This window comes from Sinomonas sp. RB5 (assembly GCF_054063535.1).
This window is the reverse complement of record NZ_JBSSGJ010000001.1, coordinates 92,164-115,630: the sequence shown is the minus strand read 5'-3', so window position 1 is coordinate 115,630 and position 23,467 is coordinate 92,164. Positions and strand designations below refer to the sequence as shown.

19 protein-coding genes are annotated in these 23,467 nt (G+C 71.3%); 11 read left to right on the top strand and 8 right to left on the bottom strand.

Annotation, left to right across the window (positions count from 1 at the left end):
- The first annotated feature begins 115 nt into the window (after positions 1-115).
- Positions 116-1,780, top strand: a complete 1,665-nt coding sequence (locus tag ACVWWH_RS00520) for a bifunctional 3'-5' exonuclease/DNA polymerase (RefSeq protein ID WP_457315236.1) — start codon at positions 116-118, stop codon at positions 1,778-1,780.
- Positions 1,781-1,799: 19 nt separating this feature from the next.
- On the opposite strand, the gene ACVWWH_RS00515 is transcribed toward ACVWWH_RS00520, so the two are convergent.
- From ACVWWH_RS00515 to ACVWWH_RS00505, 3 genes are read right to left on the bottom strand one after another with little or no spacing between them, the layout of a single operon-like run.
- On the bottom strand, positions 1,800-2,477 hold the full coding sequence (locus tag ACVWWH_RS00515) for an NUDIX hydrolase (protein ID WP_066500126.1): 678 nt from the start codon (positions 2,475-2,477) through the stop codon (positions 1,800-1,802).
- Positions 2,474-3,337 (bottom strand): endonuclease III, encoded by an 864-nt coding sequence (gene nth / locus ACVWWH_RS00510; RefSeq protein ID WP_084249801.1) that lies wholly within the window; start codon positions 3,335-3,337, stop codon positions 2,474-2,476. The genes ACVWWH_RS00515 and nth overlap by 4 nt, the downstream gene beginning before the upstream one ends.
- A 35-nt stretch (positions 3,338-3,372) precedes the next feature.
- Entirely contained in the window at positions 3,373-4,818 is a 1,446-nt protein-coding gene (locus tag ACVWWH_RS00505; RefSeq protein ID WP_457315235.1) for a hypothetical protein, read from the bottom strand.
- A 314-nt stretch (positions 4,819-5,132) separates the two neighbouring features.
- Here ACVWWH_RS00505 and acs point away from each other — a divergent pair, with 314 nt between their 5' ends.
- Entirely contained in the window at positions 5,133-7,118 is a 1,986-nt protein-coding gene (gene acs / locus ACVWWH_RS00500) for an acetate--CoA ligase (RefSeq protein WP_229710835.1), read from the top strand.
- 118 nt (positions 7,119-7,236) lie between these two features.
- Here acs and ACVWWH_RS00495 read toward each other — a convergent pair whose 3' ends face one another.
- Positions 7,237-8,235: a LacI family DNA-binding transcriptional regulator gene (locus ACVWWH_RS00495; protein ID WP_066502724.1), complete on the bottom strand. Its 999-nt coding sequence runs from the start codon at positions 8,233-8,235 to the stop codon at positions 7,237-7,239.
- A 134-nt stretch (positions 8,236-8,369) separates the two neighbouring features.
- Here ACVWWH_RS00495 and ACVWWH_RS00490 point away from each other — a divergent pair, with 134 nt between their 5' ends.
- From ACVWWH_RS00490 to aroQ, 7 genes are all read left to right on the top strand, one after another.
- The gene (locus tag ACVWWH_RS00490) at positions 8,370-10,577 is read left to right on the top strand and encodes an alpha-galactosidase (protein ID WP_066500129.1); all 2,208 of its coding nucleotides are present in this window, start codon (positions 8,370-8,372) and stop codon (positions 10,575-10,577) included.
- 101 nt (positions 10,578-10,678) lie between these two features.
- Positions 10,679-12,718, top strand: a complete 2,040-nt coding sequence (locus ACVWWH_RS00485; RefSeq protein WP_457315234.1) for a beta-galactosidase — start codon at positions 10,679-10,681, stop codon at positions 12,716-12,718.
- 124 nt (positions 12,719-12,842) lie between these two features.
- On the top strand, positions 12,843-14,147 hold the full coding sequence (locus ACVWWH_RS00480; RefSeq protein WP_066500132.1) for an ABC transporter substrate-binding protein: 1,305 nt from the start codon (positions 12,843-12,845) through the stop codon (positions 14,145-14,147).
- Positions 14,148-14,229: 82 nt separating this feature from the next.
- Positions 14,230-15,141, top strand: a complete 912-nt coding sequence (locus ACVWWH_RS00475) for a carbohydrate ABC transporter permease (protein WP_218030568.1) — start codon at positions 14,230-14,232, stop codon at positions 15,139-15,141.
- Positions 15,138-16,046, top strand: coding sequence for a carbohydrate ABC transporter permease (locus ACVWWH_RS00470; protein WP_084249598.1), 909 nt, complete (start codon positions 15,138-15,140; stop codon positions 16,044-16,046). The genes ACVWWH_RS00475 and ACVWWH_RS00470 overlap by 4 nt, the downstream gene beginning before the upstream one ends.
- Before the next feature lie 2 nt (positions 16,047-16,048).
- Positions 16,049-16,828, top strand: a complete 780-nt coding sequence (locus ACVWWH_RS00465) for a DeoR/GlpR family DNA-binding transcription regulator (RefSeq protein ID WP_066500139.1) — start codon at positions 16,049-16,051, stop codon at positions 16,826-16,828.
- A gap of 77 nt (positions 16,829-16,905) precedes the next feature.
- Positions 16,906-17,373 (top strand): type II 3-dehydroquinate dehydratase, encoded by a 468-nt coding sequence (gene aroQ, locus ACVWWH_RS00460; RefSeq protein WP_066500141.1) that lies wholly within the window; start codon positions 16,906-16,908, stop codon positions 17,371-17,373.
- Here aroQ and ACVWWH_RS00455 read toward each other — a convergent pair whose 3' ends face one another.
- A complete protein-coding gene (locus tag ACVWWH_RS00455; RefSeq protein ID WP_141305429.1) occupies positions 17,374-18,555 on the bottom strand; it encodes a MarP family serine protease in 1,182 nt (393 codons plus the stop codon).
- Positions 18,556-18,726: 171 nt separating this feature from the next.
- On the opposite strand from ACVWWH_RS00455, the gene ACVWWH_RS00450 reads away from it, so the two are divergent.
- On the top strand, positions 18,727-19,404 hold the full coding sequence (locus ACVWWH_RS00450; protein WP_066500145.1) for a Crp/Fnr family transcriptional regulator: 678 nt from the start codon (positions 18,727-18,729) through the stop codon (positions 19,402-19,404).
- A 106-nt stretch (positions 19,405-19,510) separates the two neighbouring features.
- On the opposite strand, the gene ACVWWH_RS00445 is transcribed toward ACVWWH_RS00450, so the two are convergent.
- Genes ACVWWH_RS00445 through ACVWWH_RS00435 form a run of 3 tightly spaced genes read right to left on the bottom strand, consistent with a single transcriptional unit; the run spans position 19,511 to position 21,088 of the window.
- Complete coding sequence (locus ACVWWH_RS00445; protein WP_457315233.1) at positions 19,511-20,449, bottom strand: NUDIX hydrolase; 939 nt, start codon at positions 20,447-20,449, stop codon at positions 19,511-19,513.
- Positions 20,433-20,933: a RidA family protein gene (locus ACVWWH_RS00440; protein ID WP_066500151.1), complete on the bottom strand. Its 501-nt coding sequence runs from the start codon at positions 20,931-20,933 to the stop codon at positions 20,433-20,435. The genes ACVWWH_RS00445 and ACVWWH_RS00440 overlap by 17 nt, the downstream gene beginning before the upstream one ends.
- Complete coding sequence (locus ACVWWH_RS00435) at positions 20,930-21,088, bottom strand: DUF4177 domain-containing protein (RefSeq protein ID WP_084249599.1); 159 nt, start codon at positions 21,086-21,088, stop codon at positions 20,930-20,932. Before ACVWWH_RS00435 ends, ACVWWH_RS00440 begins: the two co-directional genes overlap by 4 nt.
- 36 nt (positions 21,089-21,124) lie before the next feature.
- Between ACVWWH_RS00435 and ACVWWH_RS00430 the strand changes: the two genes are divergently transcribed.
- Positions 21,125-23,440 (top strand): transglycosylase domain-containing protein, encoded by a 2,316-nt coding sequence (locus ACVWWH_RS00430; RefSeq protein WP_457315232.1) that lies wholly within the window; start codon positions 21,125-21,127, stop codon positions 23,438-23,440.
- Positions 23,441-23,467 lie beyond the last annotated feature (27 nt).

The following is a 23,467-nucleotide window of genomic DNA, read 5'->3' as shown; positions in this document are numbered from 1 at the left end:
AGCCTTCCCAGTCCGCGGCAGCCGTGGAACCGGCCCGACCCCCTATGTGGACGACATCCCTCGGGGACGGCTGTGGAGGGAAACTGCACCCGTGCGGACAGGGAAGAATGGGGATGTGTACCAGCTCGTCGCCCCCGCACCGGACGGCGGAGTGCTGCTGCAGCGCCTCGACCGGGGCGGTGCCCCGGCCGGAACCGCGCAGATCGTTCCGGGCAGTCACTTCGCCGCGCTCGCCCAGAGCGTCGAGGCGGAGGAGCGCCCGCGGTGGGTGTGGCAGCGCACCACCGACTGGTATCCGCGGCTCCTTGCCGCAGGGGTCGAGGTGCAGCGGTGCCACGACCTCACCCTCAGCGCCGCGATCCTCGCTCATTCGGCCTTCGTGGCCGGAAGCGGCTACACGCCCTCGATCCCGCTGGGCAGCCCCCTCGACGAGCCGGACTCCGGGCGCAGCGGCTGGCCCGGGCAGCACCAGGATGCCCTGTTCGAGGCCAGGACGCCCGGCGTCGACGCCGACGAGGCCGTGGCCGAGCTCGGGGCCCAGCTGGGCGCGGTCTCCGGGTCACCGCGGCGCCAACGGCTCGCCCTCCTGCTCGCGGCCGAGTCCGCGGGGGCCCTGGCCGCGGCCGAGATGCAGCGCTCCGGTGTGCCGTGGGACGCGGAAGTCCACGACGCCCTCCTCGTCGAAAGGCTCGGCCCGCGTCCGCGGGGGACGGCGAGGCCCGCCCTCCTCGAGGCGAAGGCGGCCGAACTCCGCGGCCTCCTCGCCTCCCCGCACCTCAACCCGGACTCACCGCAGGAACTCCTCCGCGCGCTCCACCGCGCCGGCATCGAGACGAACAGCACCCGTGCCTGGGAGCTGCGGAAGTTCACCCATCCAGCGGTCGCGCCGCTGCTCGAGTACAAGAAGATGGCCCGGCTGCTCGCCGCCAACGGCTGGTCGTGGCTGGAGACGTGGGTCTCGGAGGGCCGCTTCCGCCCAGAGTATGTGGTCGGCGGCGTCGTGACAGGCCGCTGGGCGTCCCGGGGCGGCGGTGCGATGCAGATTCCGGCGGAGGTCCGCTCCGCAGCCCGCGCGCTCCCGGGCCATCGCCTCGTCGTGGCCGACGCCTCGCAGCTCGAGCCGCGGGTCCTCGCTGCGCTGGCCGGCGACGAGGCGATGGCCGGCGCCGCGCGCGGCCGCGACCTCTATGCGGGCATCGCGGCTGCAGGGTTCGGCGGCGACCGGGCCCAAGCGAAGGTCGCGCTCCTCGGCGCGATCTACGGCGCCACGACCGGAGAGTCGGGCCGGCTCATGCCGCAGCTCGCCCGCCTGTATCCCCAGGCCGTCGCCCTCGTCGAGCAGGCCGCGAGGGATGGCGAGCGGGGGCTGGCGGTGACGACGCACCTGGGCCGCAGCACCCCTCCCCCGTCGCCCCGCTGGCTCGCCTCACAGCGCACCACGAGCGCCCAGGAGCAGCACCGCGCAGACGCGATCGCCCGCGACAGGGGTCGCTTCACGCGCAACTTCGTGGTGCAGGGCACGGCCGCCGAATGGGCCGAGTGCTGGATGGCCGACCTGCGGGGCCGGCTTCGCCGCATCAGGTCGCGCGGGCACCGCGCCGAGCTCGTCTACTTCCTCCATGACGAGGTGGTCATCCATGCCGAGGAGTCCGTGGCCGAGGACTGCGCCGCCGCCGTCCAGGACGCGGCGCAGACCGCCGGGCGGCTGCTCTTCCACCACGCTCCCGTTGAGTTCCCCCTGAGTGTGGCCGTCGTCGAGTCCTACGACCACGCGAAGTGACCCCCGGGGCGGGGCGGAGCTACGGATCGACCCGGTGCTCCCGGGTCCGGTCCCAGGGGACCCCCCAGCCCAGGGCGGTGAAGAGGGAATCGAGGACCATGGCGGTGAAGCCCCACACGAGGACCCCGTTGACTTCGAACCCCGGGCTCGCGAAGCGCGCACCCCGTCGGTGGAGCACGGCCATGACGCGGTTGTCCGGGTCGAGCAGGTCCCGGACCGGGGTGCGGAACACCTGGGCGGACTCCCCGTAGTCGACCACGTCGACGGGGGACGGGGAGGCCCACCAGCCGACCACGGGTGTGACCAGGAAGCGGCTGACGGCCATGCCGAGCGGGGGCAGCTCGCCCAGAACCTCGACTCCGGCGGGGTCGAGGCCGGTTTCCTCCCTGGCCTCCCGGAGGGCACAGTCCACGAGCGTGGCGTCCTCGGGGTCCTGGCTGCCGCCGGGGAAGGCGACCTGGCCTGGGTGCGAGCCCAGAGTCGAGGCCCGCTCGAGGAGCAGGACGTCGAGATCGGCGGGTGCGAGCGGGCGGTGCGAAACGGCCGGGACGTCGTCGAGGACGCCGAAGAGGACCAGGACTGCGGCCTTCCGCGAGGCCCCCGGAAGGGTTGCCGGGTGCCACCGGCGGTCGAAGGGGTCGGTGTGGCCGGCGCGGATGGCGCGGACCAGCTCCTCGAGCTCCGCTCGGGCGCTCACCGGTGCCGGCCCGTGGTGGCCTCCGGGCTGGTGGCCGCCGGGCTGGGCGCCGGACCTGCCGCGGACGCGGCGGCGGCCGCCAGCGACTCGGTCCGCTGCCGGATGGCGGCGGCGTCGGAGGCGTTGGCGACCATCTCGGCCTGGAGGTCCTCCCGTCCCGGCGCCAGCTCGAACCGGAGGAGTCGGCGCGCCTTGACCGGGTCGGTCTCGCCTTCGCCGAACGAGGGGCACAGGGAGGCCACCGGGCAGGCACCGCAGGCCGGCCTGCGGGCGAGGCAGACGCGGCGGCCGTGGAACACGACACGGTGGGAGAGCATCGTCCAGTCCTTGGGCTCGAACAGTTCCATGACGTCCCGCTCGATGACCACGGGGTCCTCCGACGCCGTCCACCCGAACCGCTTGGCGAGGCGGCCGAAATGGGTGTCGACCGTGATCCCCGGGACTCCGAAGGCGTTGCCGAGCACCACATTGGCCGTCTTGCGGCCGACGCCGGGCAGCGTCACGAGTTCTGCCAGCGTCCCGGGCACCTCGCCGTCGAACTCGTCGACGACCCTGCGGGCCAGCGTATGGATGCTGCGCGCCTTGGCCCGGAAGAATCCCGTGGGCCGGATGATCTCCTCGATGTCGACGAGCTCGCCCTCCGAGAGGGCCCGCGCGTCCGGGTAGCGGGCGAACAAGACAGGGGTGACCTGGTTGACCCGGACGTCCGTCGTCTGCGCGCTGAGCACCGTGGCCACGAGGAGCTCGAAGGGGTTCCGGAAGTCCAATTCAGCGTGCGCGTAGGGGTAGGCCTCGGCGAGGACCCGGTTGATCTTCCGTGCGCGCCGCTTGAGCGCGAGGGGTGTCTCGTCCGGACTCATCCGCCGTCGGCGGGGCTCGGCGGCCGCCGCGTCGCTCACGCGCGTTCGATTCCCGACAGGTCGCGCAGGACCCCGACGCGCCCGTCGGGGCTCTGGACCACGAACTCCTGTCCGCGATCCTGCAGCGCGAGGATCCACTGCCCCGGTTCGAGGCTGAACACGGGCTGGCCCGTCGAGGCGTCCACCGCCGTGCGCGGCTGGCTGACCGCGAACCAGAACGCCTCATAGCGCGCGCTGTCGTCGTAGGGCCTGGTCGCTCCGATGTCCTCGGCGGAGCCCCTCTGCCCGGCGGCGGCGCGGTCCGCAGCTCCCCCGGCCCCCGCGGCGGGGAACACCGCAGTGGCCGGTTCCGCGCCGGCCGCCCCGACGATCTCGGTCGGCGCGGCGGGCTGCGCCGCCACCGTCGGCGCGACGGGCTCCGCAGGCCCGACAGGCTTCGCGGTCGCCGTCTCGGCGGGTCGTTCGGGCTCAACCGGCGCCGTCGGAGCGACCGGATCCCCGGCCCCGGCGGGCGCAACCGTCTCCGCGGACCCGACAGGCTCCGCGGGCGCAACCGTCTCCGCGGACCCGACAGGCTCCGCGGTCGCCGTCTCGGCGGGTCGTTCGGGTTCCCCGGGCGCCGTCGGCCCACGGTCCTCGGGCGCGGTCTCAGCGACGGGAGCGCCATAGGCCTCGCCGTCGGCTGCGCCGAGGGCACCGATGGCACGCTCGGGTGCCCCGTCGTCCTCGGGTGCCGGCGCGCTCGGCCCGGCTCCGGCTGCCGCAGGCCCGGTCGGCCCCGCGGGCGTCCCACCGAACGGCTCGACGGGGGCGCCGGTCGCCGGGCCGGCACCGGGGACGGCGGCGGCCTCGCCGGGGCGCCCGGACGGCGGCGCGAGGGGCCCGCCCCACTCGTTCGTGCCCGGGCTGCCCCACGGGTTCCCGGCAGCGCTGGAGCCGGCCGCGCCCCGCTTCGGTCCGCGTCCAGCCTTGCCGGCCGCGGCGGGGCGCGGCGCCGGCGGCACGGCATCACGCGCCACGACGTGGGCCGGCACCTCCGGCCGGCCCAGGAAATCGACCGCGAACGCCGGGATGAGCCGTGCCAGGGTGGTGGCCGCAAGCATGGCGAGGCCGCCCAGCAGGCCCACCACGGCACCGGGCGAGAGCGTGGTGACGGTGCCGAGGAAGTAGAAGGCAGCGCTGAGAATGGCGGCGACCGAGGCGAACTGGTCCAGCGAGAGGGAGCCGACCCGCAGCCTCCTCGAGGGCTCGAGGCGGCGCCACGCGAACAGGGCCGCCGTCGTCACGGGGACGAGGATCCCGATCCCGAGGAAGTACAGGCCCGCGGCGTTCCACAGGTTCCCTGGCCCGAACAGCGGCAGGAGGGACGCCACGAAGGTGATGAGGACGCCCCCGAACAGGGTCAGATCACGTGCGGTGAACGGTCCTAGCACGGATTCGCTGCGGCGCCCCTCGGACGGGCTCTGACTGGGGTCAGACATGAGTCACTCCTTCGGTCTTGAGTTCAGCCTAGCCATTCCCGCGGGGGGCACCTAGGCGGCCGCGGGCGGGTCCAGGCGGTGGAGGACGACGGCGCGCGGCGCCCATTCGGCGTCGGCCGCCTACCGCCTGCCGCATGTCTGCGGCCGTCCGGCGCGGGAGTGTGACGCTCGCAACGTCGCCGCGACCCCTTTGGGGCTACTGTTGACACCAGGCAGCCGGTGTGTGCGGCCTCACATCCGACGGTGGCGTCCTGCCCCGCGGCCGGGGCGGCAGGATCGGCTGGATCATGCGAGGAACGAGCCGAAAGGACACCATGGCCCACGAAACCGTCACGGGCGACGCCTTCGAGAACCTGCTCCGGGAGAATCGCCAGTTCGCGCCCTCCCCCGAGTTCGCTGCGGCGGCCAACGTCCACGAGGGCATCTATGCCGAGGCGAACGCTGATCCCGAGGCCTTCTGGGCCGCGCAGGCCCGCGAGCGCCTCACCTGGTCGAAGGACTTCACCCAGACCCTGGACTGGTCGGAGCCGCCGTTCGCCAAGTGGTTCGTCGGCGGCGAGGTCAACGCCGCGTACAACGCGCTCGACCGGCACGTCGAGAACGGGCTCGGCGACCGCGTCGCCATCCACTTCGAGGGCGAGCCGGGCGACACCGAGACGATCACATACGCGGACCTGACCGAGCGCGTGAAGCGTGCGGCGAACGCGTTCGAGTCCCTCGGGGTGGCCAAGGGGGACCGCGTCGCCGTGTACCTGCCGATGATCCCCGAGGCCGTGGTGACGATGCTCGCTTGCGCACGCATCGGCGCGATCCACTCGGTCGTCTTCGGCGGCTTCTCCTCTGAGGCGCTCCGTTCGCGGATCGACGACGCCGAGGCCAAGCTCGTGGTCACCGCGGACGGGACCTACCGCCGCGGCAAGCCGAGCCCGCTCAAGCCCGCCGTGGACGAGGCCCTCGCCGAGGACGGGCACACCGTGCAGCACGTCGTGGTGGTGCGGCGCAACGGCCAGGACGTGGCCTGGACCGAGGGCCGCGACCTGGCCTGGTCCGAGGTCATGGCCGCCGCCTCGCCGGAGCACACCGCGGTGGGCCACGACGCCGAGCACCCGCTGTTCATCCTCTACACCTCCGGCACCACGGGGAAGCCGAAGGGCATCCTGCACACCACCGGCGGGTACCTGACCCAGACGGCGTTCACCCACTCTGCGGTGTTCGACCTCAAGCCGGAGACCGACGTCTACTGGTGCACCGCGGACATCGGCTGGGTCACCGGCCACTCGTACGTCACGTACGCCCCCCTCGTGAACGGCGCCACCCAGGTGATGTACGAGGGCACACCGGACTCGCCGCACCAGGGCCGGTGGTGGGAGATCGTCCAGAAGTACAAGGTCTCGATCCTCTACACGGCGCCCACGGCGATCCGCACCATGATGAAGTGGGGCTCGGACATCCCCGCCAAGTACGACCTCTCCTCGATCCGGGTCCTCGGTTCCGTGGGCGAGCCCATCAACCCCGAGGCGTGGATGTGGTACCGCGAGATGATCGGCGGCAACGGCGGCCGCCGCGAGGAGCGGGCCCCGATCGTGGACACCTGGTGGCAGACCGAGACCGGAGCGATCATGATCGCCCCGCTGCCCGGAGTCACGGCCACGAAGCCGGGCTCGGCCCAGGTTCCGCTGCCGGGCATCGCGGTCGACGTCGTGGACGAGGCCGGCCAGCCCGTGCCGGACGGGCACGGCGGCTTCCTCGTGATCCGCAAGCCGTGGCCGGCCATGCTGCGCACCATCTGGGGCGACCCGCAGCGGTTCAAGGACACCTACTGGTCCCGCTTCGACGGCATGTACTTCGCCGGCGACGGGGCGAAGAAGGACGACGACGGCGACATCTGGCTCCTGGGCCGCGTCGACGACGTCATGAACGTCTCGGGCCACCGGCTCTCCACCACGGAGATCGAGTCCGCGCTCGTCTCCCACCCGTGGGTCGCCGAGGCCGCGGTGGTCGGCGCCGCCGACGAGACGACGGGCCAGGCGGTCGTGGCCTTCGTGATCCTGCGCGGCGAGGCGAGCATCCCCGAGGGCGAGGACCCGGCGGCGGTGCTGCGCGCCCACGTGGGCCACGAGATCGGCCCGATCGCCAAGCCGCGGCACATCCTCGTGGTCCCGGAGCTGCCCAAGACCCGCTCGGGCAAGATCATGCGCCGCCTGCTCAAGGACGTCGCAGAGGGCCGCGATCCGGGCGACGCCACGACGCTGGCGGATCCGACGGTCATGCACAAGATCGCCCAGGACCTTCGCAAGTAGCTGCGGCAGGGCGGAGGGAACTCCGCGGACGACGACGGCGCCCCACCGCTCGCGGTAGGGCGCCGTCGCGTGTGGTGGGCCCGCCCGCCCGGGCGACGGGCCGCCGTCGTCCACGGCGCTAGCAGCCGCAGGAGGCGCGGCGCACGAGTTCCGGAGCGAAGATGCGGTTCGTGGTGGGGCCGCCGCCCACGAGGGACTCGACGGCGGCGGCGGCCATCTCGGAGATCGGCTGCGCGAGCGTCGTCAGGCCCGGCCAGCTGTACTCCGCCTCCGGCGAGCCGTCGAAGGAGACGATCGCGACGTCCTCGGGAATGCGCACGCCGGACTCGTGGAAGGCCTTCACGATCCCGACGGCGAGGATGTCCGAGCTGGCGAACAGCGCCGTCGGCCGGTCGGCGGACGCCGCGAGTTCGAGACCGAGCCGGTAGCCCTCCTCGCGGCGGAACGGTGCCCTGATCACCGGGCCGGGGACGAGGCCCGCCGCGCGGATCCCCTCGAGCCAGCCGGCCTCGCGCCCGTCGAGGCCGCCCCCGGTGGTGGTGCCCATCACGAGCCCGATGTCGCGGTGGCCGTGCTCCGCGAGATGCGCGACAGCGGTCCGGCCGCCCGCGCGCAGGTCCACGCCCACGGACGCGAACCCGGGGCTGTCGAGGCTGTGGTTGAGCAGCACCACGGGGATGTCAGCGGACTCGAGGTCGCGCAGGTCCGGTTCGAACAGCACGCTCGAGAGGAACACCCCGTCCACCCTCCGGCTCGCGAGGCTCTCGACGTGCCGGCGCTCGGTCGCGACGGACGCGTCCGAGTTGGCGATCAGGAGGGCGTAGCCGCGCTCGGCGGCGGCCACCTCGACCGCGTGCGCGAGCATGACGAAGAACGGGTTGGTGGTGTCCGGCACGATCATGCCCAGCATCTCGCTCGAACCGAGCTTGAGGGCCCGGGCGGCGGCGTTGGGCCGGTAGCCGATGGCCGCGATCGCCTCCCGGACCCTCGCCTCGGTGGCTGGGGCCACCTTCTTGGGGCCGCCGTTGACCACGTAGCTCACGACGGCGGTGCTCACGCCGGCGAGCCGGGCCACGTCGGTGCGGGTGGGGGCCGGCTTCGCGGCGGGATGGGGCATGGCGACCATGCTAGTGGCGGCCGGCCTCGGGACACCCGAGGCCGATGACCGTTGGCACCAGAAGGTTACTCGTGTAGATTTCGGGAGATCCCCGATCGGCCCCCTCCACCACGTCCTACGAAAGCGGGCTTCCCATGGACCCCCTTCACCTCCGTTCCGCCGGTACCAGCCTCCTCCTTGCCTTCGACTCCGGCGAGGCGGAGATCGTCCATTGGGGAGCCGCACTCGGCGCGGCCCTCCCCGATCTCGCCCTCCTGACTCCGCCGATTCCGCATTCGGCGCTCGACGTGCCGGTGGTCGCGGGGCTCCTTCCGCAGGCGTCCTCGGGGTGGCTGGGCCGCCCCGGGCTGCGCGGGTCACGGCTGGCCCCCGCGGGCACCGCGGCGCACGACGCCGGCGTCCCCGGCTTCGCGTTCTCGCCCGCCCTCCGCGTCGTCTCGGCCGAGGCGACCCCGGACGGCCGGGGGGCGCGGATCGTCCAGGCCGACGACGACGCGGGGGTGCGCGTGGCGTCGGAGCTCACGCTCCACGAGGGCGGCCTCCTCGAGGTCTCCCACGAGCTGGCCAACACCGGGGCCACCCCCTACTGCCTCGACGAGCTCGGCACCGTGCTCCCGGTGCCGGGCGACGCCGTCGAACTGCTGGACCTCACCGGCCGCTGGTGCCGCGAGAACCACCCGCAGCGGCACCGAATCGCGCAGGGCACCTGGGTGCGCTCGGGCCGCCACGGGCGCACCGGCCACGACTCCTCGCTCCTCGTGGCCGCCGGCACCTCCGGCTTCTCCAACCGGACCGGTCGCGTCTGGGCCGCACACTTCGCCTGGTCCGGCAACCACGAGCAGTACCTCGACTCGCTCGCCGACGGGCGCCGGATCCTGGGCGCCGCGGAGCTCCTCGGCCCGGGCGAGGTGGTGCTCGCCCCCGGCGAGGCCTACCGCACCCCCACCCTGTACGCGGCCTTCTCGGACCGCGGGCTCGACGGGATCACCGAGGCCTTCTACGAGTGGTTCCGGGCACGGCCCAGCCACGTCGGCACGACCTCCGGCCGCGTCCGCCCCGTCGTCCTCAACACGTGGGAGGCCGTGTACTTCGACCACCGGCTCGAGCCGCTGCTCGAGCTCGCCGAGTCCGCGGCGGAGCTCGGCGTAGAGCGCTTCGTCCTCGATGACGGGTGGTTCCGGGGGCGCCGCGACGACCACGCGGGACTCGGAGACTGGTACGTCGACGAGGCCATGTGGCCCGAGGGACTGACACCCCTGGTCGAGAGGGTCACCGGCCTCGGCATGGAGTTCGGGCTGTGGGTCGAGCCCGAGATGGTCAACCTCGACTCCGACGTGGCCCGGGCCCATCCCGACTGGATCGTGCGGCCGACCGCCGCCTCCCACAAGGACGGGGGCAGGCTCCCGCTCGAATGGCGGCACCAGCACATCCTCGACCTGGCGAACCCGGACGCCTGGCAGTACATCTACGAGCGCCTCGATGCCCTCCTGAGCGAGAACGACATCGCCTACCTCAAGTGGGACCAGAACCGCGACCTGGCCGAGCACGGCCACGCGGGGCGCCCCTCGGTGCACGAGCAGACTCTTGCCGCCTACAGGCTGTTCGACGCGCTGCGGGCCGCGCATCCGCACGTCGAGATCGAGTCCTGCTCGTCCGGCGGGGCGCGCGTGGACCTCGGCATCCTGCAGCGCACGGACCGGGTGTGGGCCTCGGACTGCAACGACGCCCTCGAGCGCCAGACCATCCAGCGCTGGACCCAGGCCGTCCTGCCGCCAGAGCTCGTCGGAGCGCACGTGGGCCCGACCCACTCGCACACCACCGGCCGCGTCCACGACATCTCGTTCCGGGCCATCACCGCCCTGTTCGGCCACTTCGGCATGGAGTGGGACATCCGGCAGGCCGCACCGGCCGAGCGGGAGACCCTGCGGCGCGCCATCCGCCTCTACAAGCGCCACCGCGGCCTGATCCACTCGGGCGTGCGCGTCAACGCGGACCTGACGGAGTCGAACCTGTCACTCCACGGAGTCGTGGCGCACGACGGCGCGTCCGGCCTGTTCTCGGCCGTCGCCCTGGGCACGCTCGCAACGGAGCTGCCCGGCCGCGTGGGGCTCCCCGGCCTCGACCCCAACCGGACCTACACGGTCCGGGCGGTACTGCCGACGCCCGAGGACGCTGACTGGAAGGACACGTTCATCCAGACCGCGCCCCCGGCGTGGCTCGCCGAAGGGGCCACGGCCCCGGGCCGCTTCCTCGCCGAGGTCGGCCTCCCGCTGCCGGTCCTCCGGCCCGAGCACGCCATCCTGCTCGAGGTGACCCCCGAAAGTCAGTCCGTTTCTGATTAGTTCTGTACGTTTCTGTTCGGATCACTTACGCTGGGTGACGGCAGTCACACGGGTGACCGCCCTCCCAGCCCTCCGAGCAAGAGACAGGCCTCCTGATGGACATGACCGATCTCACCCGCCGCCTCGGCGACGGGACGCCCCGCATCGCCTTCGGCGCGGACTACAACCCGGAACAGTGGCCCGAGGAGGTGTGGGACCGGGACGTCGAGCTCATGCGGGAGGCCGGCGTCAACCTCGTCAGCCTCGGCATCTTCTCGTGGGCCCTCCTCGAGCCCGAGGAGGGCCGGTACGAGTTCGGCTGGCTCGATCGGGTCATGGACCTCCTGCACGCCAACGGCATCGCGGTGGACCTCGCCAACGCGAGCGCCTCCCCGCCCCCGTGGTTCACGGTGAAGTACCCGGATTCCGCCCCCGTCGGCGCCGACGGCGTGCGCCAGACCCACGGCTCCCGCCAGGCCTTCGCCGCCTGCTCGCCGGACTACCGGCGCGCGGCCGCCGCGCTGACGACGGCGATCGCGGAGCGCTACTCGGACCATCCCGCGGTCGCGATGTGGCACGTGCACAACGAGTACGGCTGCCACAACCAGCCCGACTACGGGCCGCATGCCGAGCAGGGCTTCCGCGCCTGGCTCGAGCGCCGGTACGGCACCCTCGAGGCGCTCAACGACGCGTGGGGCACGGCCTTCTGGTCCCAGCACTACTACGACTGGGCCGAGGTCATGCCGCCGCGGCGCTCGGGCACGTGGGTCAACCCCACGCACCAGCTCGACTTCGCCCGCTTCTCCTCGGACTCGCTCCTCGAATGCTTCGAGGCCGAGGCCGCGATCATCCGGGCGCACTCCGACAAGCCCGTCACCACCAACTTCATGGGCACCAACATGGGCCTGGCCGCGCCGATCGACTACTGGCGCTGGTCGGCGAGCATGGACGTCGTCTCCAACGACCACTACCTCATCGCGGAGGACCTCCGGAACTACCAGGACCTGGCGCTCACGGCCGACCTCACCCGCGGCTGGGCGGGCGGCCGGCCCTGGCTGCTCATGGAGCACTCGACCTCGGCCGTGAACTGGCAGCCGCGCAACATCGCCAAGGCGCCGGGCGAGATGCTCCGCAACTCGTTCCAGCACCTCGCCCGCGGGGCGGACGGCATCATGTTCTTCCAGTGGCGCGCCTCCCGGGCCGGCGCCGAGAAGTACCACTCGGGCATGGTCCCGCACGCCGGCACGGACACGAAGGTCTGGCGCGAGGTGGTCGAGCTCGGGCACGCCCTGAGCGCGGTCTCGGAAGTCGCCGGGTCGCGGGTGGCCGCGGATGCCGCGCTCGTCTTCGACACCGATGCCCGCTGGGGCGCCGAGCTGGACTCCCACCCGAGCATCGAGGCCCAGCCCGTCCGCGAGCTGCGCGAGTGGCACGACGCGCTCTACCGCCGCGGCATCACCGCCGACGTCAGGCAGAGCACCGACGACCTCTCCGCCTACCCCCTGGTCGTGGCCCCGATGCTCTACCTCGTCACGGAGGCCGGCGCGGCGAACCTGCGCCGGTACGTCGAGGGCGGCGGCACGCTCGTGCTGACGTACTTCTCCGGCATCGTCGACGAGTGCGACCGCATCATCATGGACCCCGTCGCGGGCGGGGGCTATCCGGGGGCGTTCCGCGAGCTGCTCGGCGTCGAGATCGAGGAGTTCTTCCCCCTGCACGCGGGCGAGACGGTGGGCCTGGGAAGCGGGCGCGGCCACCGCTGGAGCGAGCTCGGCCGCGCCACCGGCGCGGACGTCCTGGCGCGCTTCGAGGAAGGGCCGACGGCGGGGTCCCCGGCCGTCACGCGCAACGCCGCGGGCGCGGGGCACGCCTACTACGTCGCCACGTCCCCCGACGCCGAGGCGCTCGCCACCTTCCTCCCCCGCGTGCTCGAGGACGCCGGCCTCGGCCCGGCGGCCCACGGCGCCCCCGGCCAGGACCTCGAGGTCGTCACGCGGGTCTCGGAGGGCGCCGCCTGGCTCTTCGCGATCAACCACAGCGAGCGCGAGGCGACGGTGCCCGCCAGCGGCACCGAGCTGCTCTCCGGCACCCCCGTCGGCGGCGAGCTGACCGTGCCGCCCGGTGCGGTCGCCGTCGTGCGCCTCGAGGACGCCCACGCCTGAACCGACAAGGTCACGGGACGGTCACGCTTTCGTTCCTGATCTTTTCTGAACGTTTCCGAACGTCTACCATTTCCAGTGTGACGCAGGTCATAGACGACCCCGTCCTTCACCCCAGGAGAAGCACATGAACACCCAGCGCAGCGGTTCCTCCTCGCTCACCTTCGACCGACGGGCACTCCTGAAGACCCTCGGCATCGGCGCTGTCGGCCTCGCGGGCGTCCCCCTCCTCTCCGCCTGCACCGGCGGGTCGGCCCCCAGCGGCGGCAGCAGCAAGACCATGACCTTCGGTTCCTCCGCCTCGGACGACGTGCCCAAGCGCGCCTACCAGGCCGTCGTCGACGCCTTCCAGAAGAAGTCGGGCGACACCGTCACGACGAACACCGTGCCGCACAACGACTTCCAGAACAAGATCAACTCCTACCTCCAGGGCAGCCCCGACGACGCGTTCACGTGGTTCGCCGGCTACCGCATGCAGTACTACGCGGGCAAGGGCCTGCTCGCCCCGATCGATGACGTGTGGGAGAAGATCGGCGCGAACTACTCCGACGCGCTGAAGAAGGCCTCCACCGGCCCGGACGGCAAGATGTACTTCGTCCCCAACTACAACTACCCGTGGGGCTTCTTCTACCGGAAGAGCTTCTGGGCGCAGAAGGGCTACACGGTCCCGAAGACGTTCGACGAGCTCAAGACGCTCGCGGCGAAGATGAAGGGCGACGGCATCATCCCGATCGGCTTCGCCGACAAGGACGGCTGGCCGGCCATGGGCACGTTCGACTACATCAACATGCGCCTGAACGGGTACCAGTTCCATGTTGACCTGTGCGCGCACAAGGAGTCGTGGAACCAGCCCAAGGTGCAGTCGGTCTTCGACACGTGGAAGGCGCTCCTGCCGTACCAGGATCCGGGCGCGCTCGGCCAGACCTGGCAGGACGCCGCCAAGCTCCTCGGGGACAAGAAGACCGGCATGTACCTGCTCGGCTCCTTCGTGACCCAGCAGTTCACCGATCCCGCGGTCCTCGCCGACATCGACTTCTTCCCGTTCCCCGAGATCGCGGTGGAGGGGCAGGACTCGATCGAGGCCCCGATCGACGGCCTCCTCCTGTCCAAGAAGGGCGGCCAGAACCAGGTCGCGAAGGACTTCCTCGCCTTCATGGGCACGCCGGAGGCACAGAACGCGTACTACTCGGTCGACAACTCGAACATCGCCACCGCCAAGGGCGCGGACACCTCGAAGTTCACCGCGCTGAACAAGAAGTGCGCGGACGCGATCGCCGGCGCCAAGAACATCAGCCAGTTCTTCGACCGGGACGCGCTGCCGGCCATGGCGAACAACGTGATGATCCCCGCGCTGCAGTCGTTCATCAAGGACGGCAACGTGGACATCAAGAACCTCGAGTCCCAGGCCGCCGCGCTGTACGCCGCGCAGTAGGCAGCCCACGGACGCAGCGACCCTTCGGCGCGGGCGGACGATGTTCCGCCCGCGCCGGGCCCTCCCACCGCAGGAATTCACCATGCCCTCCATCCGCCGCAGAGTCCGCCGTCTCTCGCGAAGGGACAAGATCGTTCTGACCCTCATGGTCGCGGTCCCGACCCTCATCGAGCTCGCGTTCGTCTGGCTGCCCACGCTCTTCTCGATCGGCCTCAGCTTCACCCGCTGGAATGGCCTCGACGTGAACGACATCCACGCCGCCGGGACCGACAACTACGCCTTCGTGGTCAAGGACTACCCGCCGTTCTGGCCGGCCGTCCAGCACAACGTGCTCTGGCTCGTCTTCCTCGCCCTCATCGCCACCCCGCTCGGGCTGCTGCTCGCGGTCCTCCTGGACCAGAAGATCCGTGGCAGCCGCATCTACCAGAGCATCTTCTTCGCCCCGGTCATGCTCTCCCTCGCGCTCGTCGGGGTCATCTGGCAGCTGTTCTACCAGCGCGACAACGGCCTGCTGAACTTCCTCCTCGGCACGGCGGGCACGCCCTCGGCCGTCGACTGGTTCGGCGACAGCAGCGTCAACATCTGGGCCGCGCTCGTCGCCGCGACCTGGCGCCACTCCGGCTACGTCATGCTCCTGTACCTGGCCGGCCTCAAGGGCGTCGACCCGGCGCTCAAGGAGGCCGCAGCCCTCGACGGCGCGAACGCGGCGCAGACCTTCTTCCGCGTCATCTTCCCGGCCATGCGGCCCATCAACATCGTCATCGTGGTCATCACGATCATCGAGTCGCTGCGCGCCTTCGACATCGTCTACGTCATCAACCGCGGCACGAACGGCCTCGAGCTGATCTCCGCCCTCGTCATCCAGAACCTCGTCGGCGAAGGCCAGGTGATCGGCGTCGGCTCTGCCCTCGCCACCATCCTGCTCGTGATCTCCCTCGTGCCGATCACGTTCTACCTCTCGCGCACCTTCGGGAAGGAGGCCAAGGAATCATGACCACGCTCACGACTCCCCGTCTGGCCCGCACCGCCGCCGAGCCGGCCGGCTCGAGGCCCAAGCGCCACTACGCTACCCACCTCGTGCTCATCGTCCTGGCCGTCATGTGGCTCCTGCCCCTGGGCTGGTCCCTCTACACGGCCCTGCGGCCCATCGAGTCGACCAACGCGCACGGGTACTTCAGCATCGCCGGCCCGTACAACTTCGACAACTTCGTCACCGCGTGGAACCAGGGCGGGTTCTCGAAGTACTTCTGGAACTCCGCGCTCATCACCGTGCCCACGGTGATCCTGACCCTGTTCTTCGCCTCGCTCATGGCGTTCGCGGTCAGCCGGGTGAGCTGGAAGTTCAACATCGCCCTGCTCATCCTCTTCACCGCCGGCAACCTGCTCCCGCCGCAGGTCCTCGCGGCGCCGCTGTTCCAGATGTTCAAACACCTCGAGCTGCCCTACTGGTTCAGCGACTCGGGGTCACTGCTCAACACCTACATCTCCGTGATCGTGGTGGACACGGCGTTCCAGATCGGCTTCTGCACGTTCGTGCTGTCGAACTACATGAAGGCGCTCTCGCATGACCTCACCGAGGCCGCCCTCGTGGACGGCGCCGGGATCTGGACCCAGTACTGGTCCATCATCATGCCCCTGTGCCGGCCGGCGTTCGCGGCCCTGGGCACCCTCGAGGTCATCTTCATCTACAACGACTTCTTCTGGCCCCTGCTGTTCATCCAGAACGGCGACCGGCTCCCGGTGACCACCGCCATCAACAACCTCCAGGGCGTCTTCCTCAGCAACTACAACCTGCTCGCCGCGGGGGCCACCATCACCGTCATCCCGACCCTCATCATCTACCTCGTGCTGCAGCGCCAGTTCGTGGCAGGCCTGACGCTCGGTTCGAGCAAGGGCTGACGATGCTTGCAGCAGCGCGCCACACCGCAATCCTCGACGCCGTCCAGCGCGAGGGCGTCGTGAAGGTCGCCGACCTCGCCCAGCGCCTCGGGGTCTCGGCCGTGACGATCCGCCGGGACATCGACGCCCTCAGCGACGCGGGGCTGCTGACCCGCGTCCACGGCGGCGTCATGGTCCCCGGCGAGGGCGGCACGCACGAGCCCGGCTTCGCCCTCAAGTCGACCCAGCACCTCGAGGCGAAGGAGGCGATCGCCCTCGAGGCGGCCGCCCTCGTCACCGAGGACATGGCCGTGGGGGTCACGGCGGGCTCCACCACGTGGGTGCTCGCGAAGGCACTCGCGGCCGGGCCGCGCATCACCGTCCTGACGAACTCCGTGCGGGTCATGGAGGCGTTCAGCACCTCGACCTCCGGCTCCACGGTCCTGCTGACCGGGGGCCAGCGCACTCCCTCGGACGCGCTCGTCGGGCCGCTCGCGACAGCGTCGATCCGGCGCCTCCACCTCGACCTCCTCTTCCTGGGCGTCCACGGGATGGACGAGAACGCGGGGTTCACCACCCCGAACCTGCTCGAGGCGGAGGCCAACCAGGCCTTCGCCGCGGCGGCCCGGCGCGTCGTCGTCGTCGCCGACCACAGCAAGTGGGGCGTCCAGGGCATCGGGAGCATCTGCGGCCTCGAGGAGGCGGACTGCCTCGTCACCGACAGCGGCCTGCCGCGCGCGGCCATCTCGCACCTGCGGGACAGGATCCCCTCGGTGCGGGTCGCGGGGGCGTCCGCGGCCTGAGTTCCCCCAGCGTCACGCGCCGGGGGCAGGCCGCCACGGAGGGCAGGCACGGCGCCGGGCTCGCCTACAGTGAACCCATGGAACAGACCCGCGGCACCGTCCTCGTCCTCAACGGCCCCAACCTGAACCTCCTGGGCACCCGCGAGCCGGAGAAGTACGGCACGCACACCCTCGCGGACATCGAGCGGCTGTGCGCCGAGGCCGCGGAGGCCCAGGGCCTCGCCGCGGAGTGCTTCCAGTCGAACCACGAGGGCGCGCTCGTGGACGCGATCCACGCCGCCCGCGGGACGGCCCTCGGGATCGTGCTCAACGCGGGCGCCTACACGCACACGTCGGTGGCGATCCGGGATGCGGTCGCGGCCGTCCAGCTGCCGCTCGTGGAGGTGCACATCACCAACGTCCACGCCCGGGAGCCGTTCCGGCACCACTCCTACCTCAGCGACATCGCCAAGGCGGTGATCGCGGGGGCCGGGGTGCTCGGCTACCGGTTCGCGATCGAGTACCTCGCCGACCTCACGGCGACCCGCAGGCCGCTGGACGTCTAGCTACTTCCGCGTGCACACGCCCGGCTGGACGGGCTGGCTCAGCCCGGGAGCCTTCGACGCCACGGGGGCGAGCTCGTCCATGGTGATTGCGTAGCCCACGTTCGCCGTGGAATCGCTCTTGGCGAAGACCACGCCGGTCACCCGGCCGTCGAGCGTCATCAGCGGGCCTCCCGAGTTGCCCTGCTGGACGTTGCCGGAGATCTGGTAGACGGTCTTGGGCACCTGGTTGGTGCCGTAGATGTCCGGGGCGAGCACCGTCGTCGTGCCCTGCACCACGGCGGGGCGCAGCTGGTAGGGGCCGCCGAGGGGGTAGCCGCCGAACGCGGCGGAGGTGCCGGCCGGGCTCGTCCCGGTCAGCTGCAGCGGCGCGACGTTCAGGCCGTCCACGGCCACCACGGCGAGATCGTGGACCGCGTCGAAGTACACCACCCGGCCGCTGCGGGCCCCGCCGCCGGGAAGCTCGACGACGGGCTCGCTTACCCCCGCCACGACGTGCGCGTTGGTGACGATCCGCCCCGGGGACACGACGAACCCGGAGCCCGTCTGGTTCTGGCCGCACTGGTAGGCGGTGCCGGTGATCCGCAGGATGGACGGCGCGGCGCTGCGCAGCGCCGCGGTGTCCACGGAGTCCGGGACCTTGACCGGCTGGGCCGGGGCGATGCCCTCGATCAGCTTCGGCAGGCCGTCGCCGATCACGAAGGCGCGCAGGGCGGCGGCCTGCTCCTTCACGGGATCCGGCGTCGCGTCGTCGAGCGCCCGGACCACGGCGGAGCCGGCGATCTGCTGCGTGAGCAGCGGCACGCCCATGCTCGAGACGGTGAAGGCGGTCATCGAGATCACGAGCGCCGCGACCACCACGCTGACCACCCCGCCGAGGCCGCGGTCGACGGCGGTGGCCCCCTTCCAGCGGATCCCCCGGCGGATGCGCTGGCCGATCGCGGAGCCGACGGCGTTGCCCGCGGCCATGAGCAGGACCGCCGTGATGATGATCCCGGCCGCGCGCCAGCCGCCGGGTGCGAGCCACCCGCTCACGAGCGGGACGGCGAAGAAGGCGGCCACGCCACCGGCGACGAAGCCGAGGATGCCACTGAGGCTCACGACGAACCCCGCGCGGATCCCGTTGAGGAGGTAGCCCACGAGAACGAGCACGAGGAGGACGTCGAGGAGATTCATCCTGGGCAGTCTACCGACGGGTCCTGACCCCTCACTGGGAGGCCGGTGCGCCCCTGGCGGCGCGTCCTTGCGCGGGCTGTGTGCTGTGTCGCCTGCCAAGTTCGTCACAAAAGGTCCGCGGTATCTGAAACAATGAGCCCAGCGCAAGCAAGCGAATGCAACTGACACTAGGAGACTGAATTGGACCTCGAGGTACTGCGCCGCGCACCGCTCTTCGCCACGCTCGACGACGAAGGGTTCCGCCTGCTGACGGATGAGCTCACCGAGGTGGACCTGTCCCGGGGCGCGTCGGTGTTCCGCGAAGGCGACCAGGGCGACCAGCTCTACTTCATCGTCTCCGGCAAGGTGAAGCTCGGCCGCACCTCCCCCGACGGCCGCGAGTCCCTCGTGGCGATCCTCGGCCCCGGCGAGCTCTTCGGCGAGATGGCCCTGTTCGACCCGGCGCCCCGCAACGCCACCGCGACGGCCGTCTCCGAGACCCGCCTCGCCGGGCTGAAGAACGAGGCCCTCGTGGCGCTCCTGCGGTCCCGCCCGGAGGTCTCCGCGCAGCTGCTGCAGGCCCTCGCCCGCCGCCTGCGCCGCACCAACGACTCGCTCTCGGACCTCGTGTTCTCGGACGTCCCCGGCCGCGTCGCGAAGGCCCTGCTGGACCTGGCCGACCGCTTCGGCCGCCCGGCGACCGACGGCGTGCTCGTGGCCCACGAGCTCACCCAGGAGGAGCTCGCCCAGCTCGTGGGCGCCTCCCGCGAGACGGTCAACAAGGCCCTGGCCGAGTTCGTCCAGCGCGGCTGGATCCGGCTCGAGGCGCGCGCCGTCGTGATCCTGGACATGCAGCGCCTGCGCCAGCGCTCCCGCTGAGCGCGGCTCCCGCTGAGCCCTAAGAACACCAGGAAGGAGCCGGACCCCGCGGGGTCCGGCTCCTTCCTTGTGCGCTGCTTCCTAGCGTCGCCCGGCGCTGCCCGCGCTAGGCCTGCTCGCTCGGACGGGCGACGGCGCGCAGCGCCTCGGTCGGCGGCGCGACGGCCCCCGGGGCCGTCACCTCGAGGTAGAGCTGGCCGGCGTCCTCGACGAGCTCGGCCTGGTAGACGTGGTTGCTCCGCTTGAGGTTGAGGTAGGCGATGCAGCCCCTGGCCTTGGCCATCTTGGCGAGGATGATCTCGGTGGCGGGCACGAGCAGCTCGGGCAGGGCGAGGCCGCGGGTGTCCGGCTCGCCCACCTCGTCGCCCAGGGCGCTCGTCTCCTTCTCCGCCATGATCGTCGCGGCGCTCACCCATTGGCCCCACACTCCCTTGCTCGGCAGGAGGGTCGGGGTCTGCCCGACGGGAAGCGTGGCGGCGAAGTAGCGCGTGTCGAACCGGCGGTGCGCGAAGTCCGGGGTCACCCAGTGCACGAGGGAGCGCAGCAGGTCGGTGCGAAGGCCCAGCCCGCGCTTGGCGAGCAGTTCGGCGAAGCCGATCTCCTGGCCGGCGAGGGCCTCGCGCGCGCGGACCCAGTCGGCGGTGCTGGTGCCCTCGACCACCACCGATTCGTCGGATCCGGCCAGGAGCACCCCGGTCTCCTCGAACAGCTCGCGGATGGCGGCGACCACGTGGACCCTGGCCAGGGCGTAGTCGTCGGTGCCGAGGATCTCCGCCCACTGGCCCACGGAGGGCCCGAACCAGTCGAAGGAGTCCTGGTCGGCGTTCTCCACCGAACCGCCCGGGAAGGCGACGACCCCGAGGGGCGAGTCTCCGGTGCGGTAGGTGAGCCACGTCTCGGTGCCGTCGGGGGCGTCCCGCACGAGCGCGACGGAGGAGGCGAGCCGGGGCTTGCGCGGGGCGCGGTCGGCCTCATCGAGCCAGCTGCGGGCCGCGCCCTGCAGGCGCTTGGGCAGGGTGAAACGGCGCCTAGGCGAAGTCAGCAATCAGCTCAACCTCCACTGGGGCGTCGAGCGGCAGGACCGCGACGCCGACGGCGGAGCGGGCATGCGTGCCGGCCTCGCCGAAGATCTTGCCGAGCAGCTCCGAGGCGCCGTTGACGACGCCGGGCTGCCCCGTGAACTGCGGGTCGGAGGCGACGAAGCCCACGACCTTGACGATGCGCGTGACGCGGTCGAGGTCACCGATCTGGGCCTTGACCGCGGCGAGCGCGTTGATGATGCACACCTCGGCGTACGCCTTGGCGTCCTCGGGGCTCACCTCGGCCCCGACCTTGCCGGTGGCGGGGAGCTTGCCGGAGATGAAGGGCAGCTGGCCGGAGGTGTAGACGGTCGAGCCGCTCACCACCGCCGGGACGTAGGCGGCCACGGGGGCGGCGACCTCGGGCAGGCTCAGGCCCAGGTCAGCGAGGCGGCGCTCGACGGCGCTGCTCACCTCAGCCTGTGTCGGCGCGGTCTGCTCCTGGCTCATGCCTGCTTCTCCCTCTTCATGTACGCGACGAGTCCGTTTCCGCCCGGGCCCGGGACCACCTGGACGAGCTCCCAGCCGTCCTCTCCCCACTGGTCGAGGATCTGCTTCGTCGCATGGACGATGAGCGGCACGGTGGCGTATTCCCAGGCGGTCATGAGCCCAGATTAGCCCCTCCCGTTAGACTGGCCCACATGGCGTCTGGCAAGAACCCTGTCTTTGACACGGCCACCACTCTGGGCAAGATCCTCGCATTCCTCGGCGTGAGTGCGGTCTGTGGCGTGCTGGTTGCGGGGCTCCTGGTGCCCGCCGCGGCCGTCACCGGGAGCGCCGCCAACGGCTCTGTCCAGTTCTTCGACAGCCTGCCCAGCGAGCTCACGGTCGAGCCGCCCGGGCAGGTCACCAAGATCCTGGCCGCGGACGGCTCGCAGATCGCCACGCTGTTCTCCGAGAACCGCACCAAGGTCTCGCTCGACCAGATGTCCCCGTACATCAAGGACGGGATCGTGGCCATCGAGGACTACCGCTTCTACGAGCACGGCGGCGTGGACACCACCGGCATCCTGCGCGCCCTGGCGGCCAACTTCCGCGGCGGCCGGCAGGGCGCCTCGACCCTCACGCAGCAGTACGTCAACAACGTCATCAACGAGAACCTCGTGGCGCAGGGCAAGGCCGACGAGGTGCTCCTCAACGGCCTCAACAAGGGCGTCGGGGACAAGCTGCGCGAGATGAAGCTCGCGATCGCGCTCGAGAAGAAGTTCACCAAGGACCAGATCCTCGAGGGCTACCTCAACATCGTGTTCTTCAACGCCAACGCCTACGGCATCGAGGCCGCGAGCCAGTACTTCTTCTCGACGGACGCCAAGAGCCTCACGCTGCCCCAGGCGGCCCTCCTCGCCGGCCTGGTCAACAGCCCCTCGATGTACGACCCGATCGCGCACCCGGACGCGTCGAAGAAGCGCCGCGACCTCGTGCTCGACGCCATGCTGCAGCACGGCAAGATCAACCAGAAGCAGCACGACGACGCGGTCGCGACGCCGGTCAAGACCAAGGTCAACCCGCCCAAGCAGGGATGTCCGTACGCCCAGACGGCGCAGTACTTCTGCGACTACGTGCTCCACCAGATCCTCAACGATCCCGCGTACGGGGCGGACGAGAAGGAGCGCACGGCCCGGATCATGCGCGGGGGGCTCACCATCAAGACCACCCTCGACCCGCGGCTCCAGGCACCCGCGCAGCAGCAGGTCGACTCGACCGCCGGGGACAACCCGCTCAAGTGGGCCGCCTCGCTCGTGACGGTCCAGCCGGGCACCGGCAAGATCGTCTCGATGGCCCAGAACTCACGCATGCTGGAGGGCCAGGGCTCGAGCTTCGTGACGTCGTACAACGTCAACGTCGAACGCGGCGACCCCTCGGGCAACCCGCTCGGCGGTGCGGGGGGCATGCAGCCCGGTTCGACGATGAAGCCGGTGACCCTGACCGCGTGGCTCAATGAGGGCAAGTCGACCAACGCCATCGTCAACGCGGCCCAGCGCCGCTACCCCAAGGGCTTCCCGTGGAAGACGACCTGCGACCCGGTCGTCGGCTGGTATGACGACACGGTGTCCGGCTCCACCGATCTCCAGAATGACGAGCCGAACTGGTACCGGCCGATGACAGTGCGTGAGGGCATCTACCAGTCGATCAACACCGCCACCTTTGCCTCCGCCGCGGGCCTGAACGACTTCTGCGACATCCAGCGGGCGGCCGACGCGCTCGGGATGCACGACGGCGAGGGCGGCGGCAAGAAGCTCGACCTCCACTACCTCGGCAACCTCCTCGGCGGCATGAACGTGGCCCCGCTGACCATGGCGAGCGCGTTCGCGACCTTCGCCGCCGACGGCACGTACTGCGCCCCGATCTCGATCACCGATGTGACGGACGCCCAGGGAAAGCGGATCGGCGGCCAGGCGCCGACCTGCCAGCAGAACGCCATCAAGCCCGAGGTCGCGAGGGCCGCCACCAACGTGCTGCAGGACGTCCTCACGAAGGGCTCCGGCTACAACATCAAGGACGCCTCTGGCAGCACGATCAAGCTGCCCTACCCGGATGCCGCGAAGACCGGTACGAACAACTTCAACAACCAGACCTGGGTGGTCGGCTACACGAAGGGCCTCGCGACCGCCTCGTTCTTCGGCGAGGCGCTGAAGGACCCGGCCTCGTCCACCATCGGGCGCGACATCACCATCAACGGCAGGTTCTACAAGTCGGTCGACGGTGCCTTCATCGCCGGGCCGCAGTGGGCGTACTTCATGCAGAAGGCCGCACCCCTCTACGACAACGGCGCCTTCGAGGCTCCGCCGCAGAACCTGATCAGCGGCGCGAACACCGGGTCGACCCCGGCCTCGTCGCAGCAGGGCGGCCAGCAGCAGAACGCGCAGCAGCCCGCACCGCAGCCCGTCCAGCCGCCGGCCCAGGCGCCCCAGCCGGCCCCGGCGCCGGCGCCCGTCAAGGGCAAGGGCAAGGGCTGAGGCGTGGGCGCTGGAGCGCGCCAGTCG

Bases quoted from the DNA above. Each gene is read 5' to 3' on its own strand.
- nth (WP_084249801.1), bottom strand. From the start codon at position 3,337: ATGAGTCCGGACGAGACACCCCTCGCGCTCAAGCGGCGCGCACGGAAG.
- ACVWWH_RS00505 (WP_457315235.1), bottom strand. From the start codon at position 4,818: ATGTCTGACCCCAGTCAGAGCCCGTCCGAGGGGCGCCGCAGCGAATCC.
- acs (WP_229710835.1), top strand. From the start codon at position 5,133: ATGGCCCACGAAACCGTCACGGGCGACGCCTTCGAGAACCTGCTCCGG.
- ACVWWH_RS00495 (WP_066502724.1), bottom strand. From the start codon at position 8,235: ATGCCCCATCCCGCCGCGAAGCCGGCCCCCACCCGCACCGACGTGGCC.
- ACVWWH_RS00490 (WP_066500129.1), top strand. From the start codon at position 8,370: ATGGACCCCCTTCACCTCCGTTCCGCCGGTACCAGCCTCCTCCTTGCC.
- ACVWWH_RS00485 (WP_457315234.1), top strand. From the start codon at position 10,679: ATGACCGATCTCACCCGCCGCCTCGGCGACGGGACGCCCCGCATCGCC.
- ACVWWH_RS00480 (WP_066500132.1), top strand. From the start codon at position 12,843: ATGAACACCCAGCGCAGCGGTTCCTCCTCGCTCACCTTCGACCGACGG.
- ACVWWH_RS00475 (WP_218030568.1), top strand. From the start codon at position 14,230: ATGCCCTCCATCCGCCGCAGAGTCCGCCGTCTCTCGCGAAGGGACAAG.
- ACVWWH_RS00470 (WP_084249598.1), top strand. From the start codon at position 15,138: ATGACCACGCTCACGACTCCCCGTCTGGCCCGCACCGCCGCCGAGCCG.
- ACVWWH_RS00465 (WP_066500139.1), top strand. From the start codon at position 16,049: ATGCTTGCAGCAGCGCGCCACACCGCAATCCTCGACGCCGTCCAGCGC.
- aroQ (WP_066500141.1), top strand. From the start codon at position 16,906: ATGGAACAGACCCGCGGCACCGTCCTCGTCCTCAACGGCCCCAACCTG.
- ACVWWH_RS00440 (WP_066500151.1), bottom strand. From the start codon at position 20,933: ATGAGCCAGGAGCAGACCGCGCCGACACAGGCTGAGGTGAGCAGCGCC.
- ACVWWH_RS00435 (WP_084249599.1), bottom strand. From the start codon at position 21,088: ATGACCGCCTGGGAATACGCCACCGTGCCGCTCATCGTCCATGCGACG.
- ACVWWH_RS00430 (WP_457315232.1), top strand. From the start codon at position 21,125: ATGGCGTCTGGCAAGAACCCTGTCTTTGACACGGCCACCACTCTGGGC.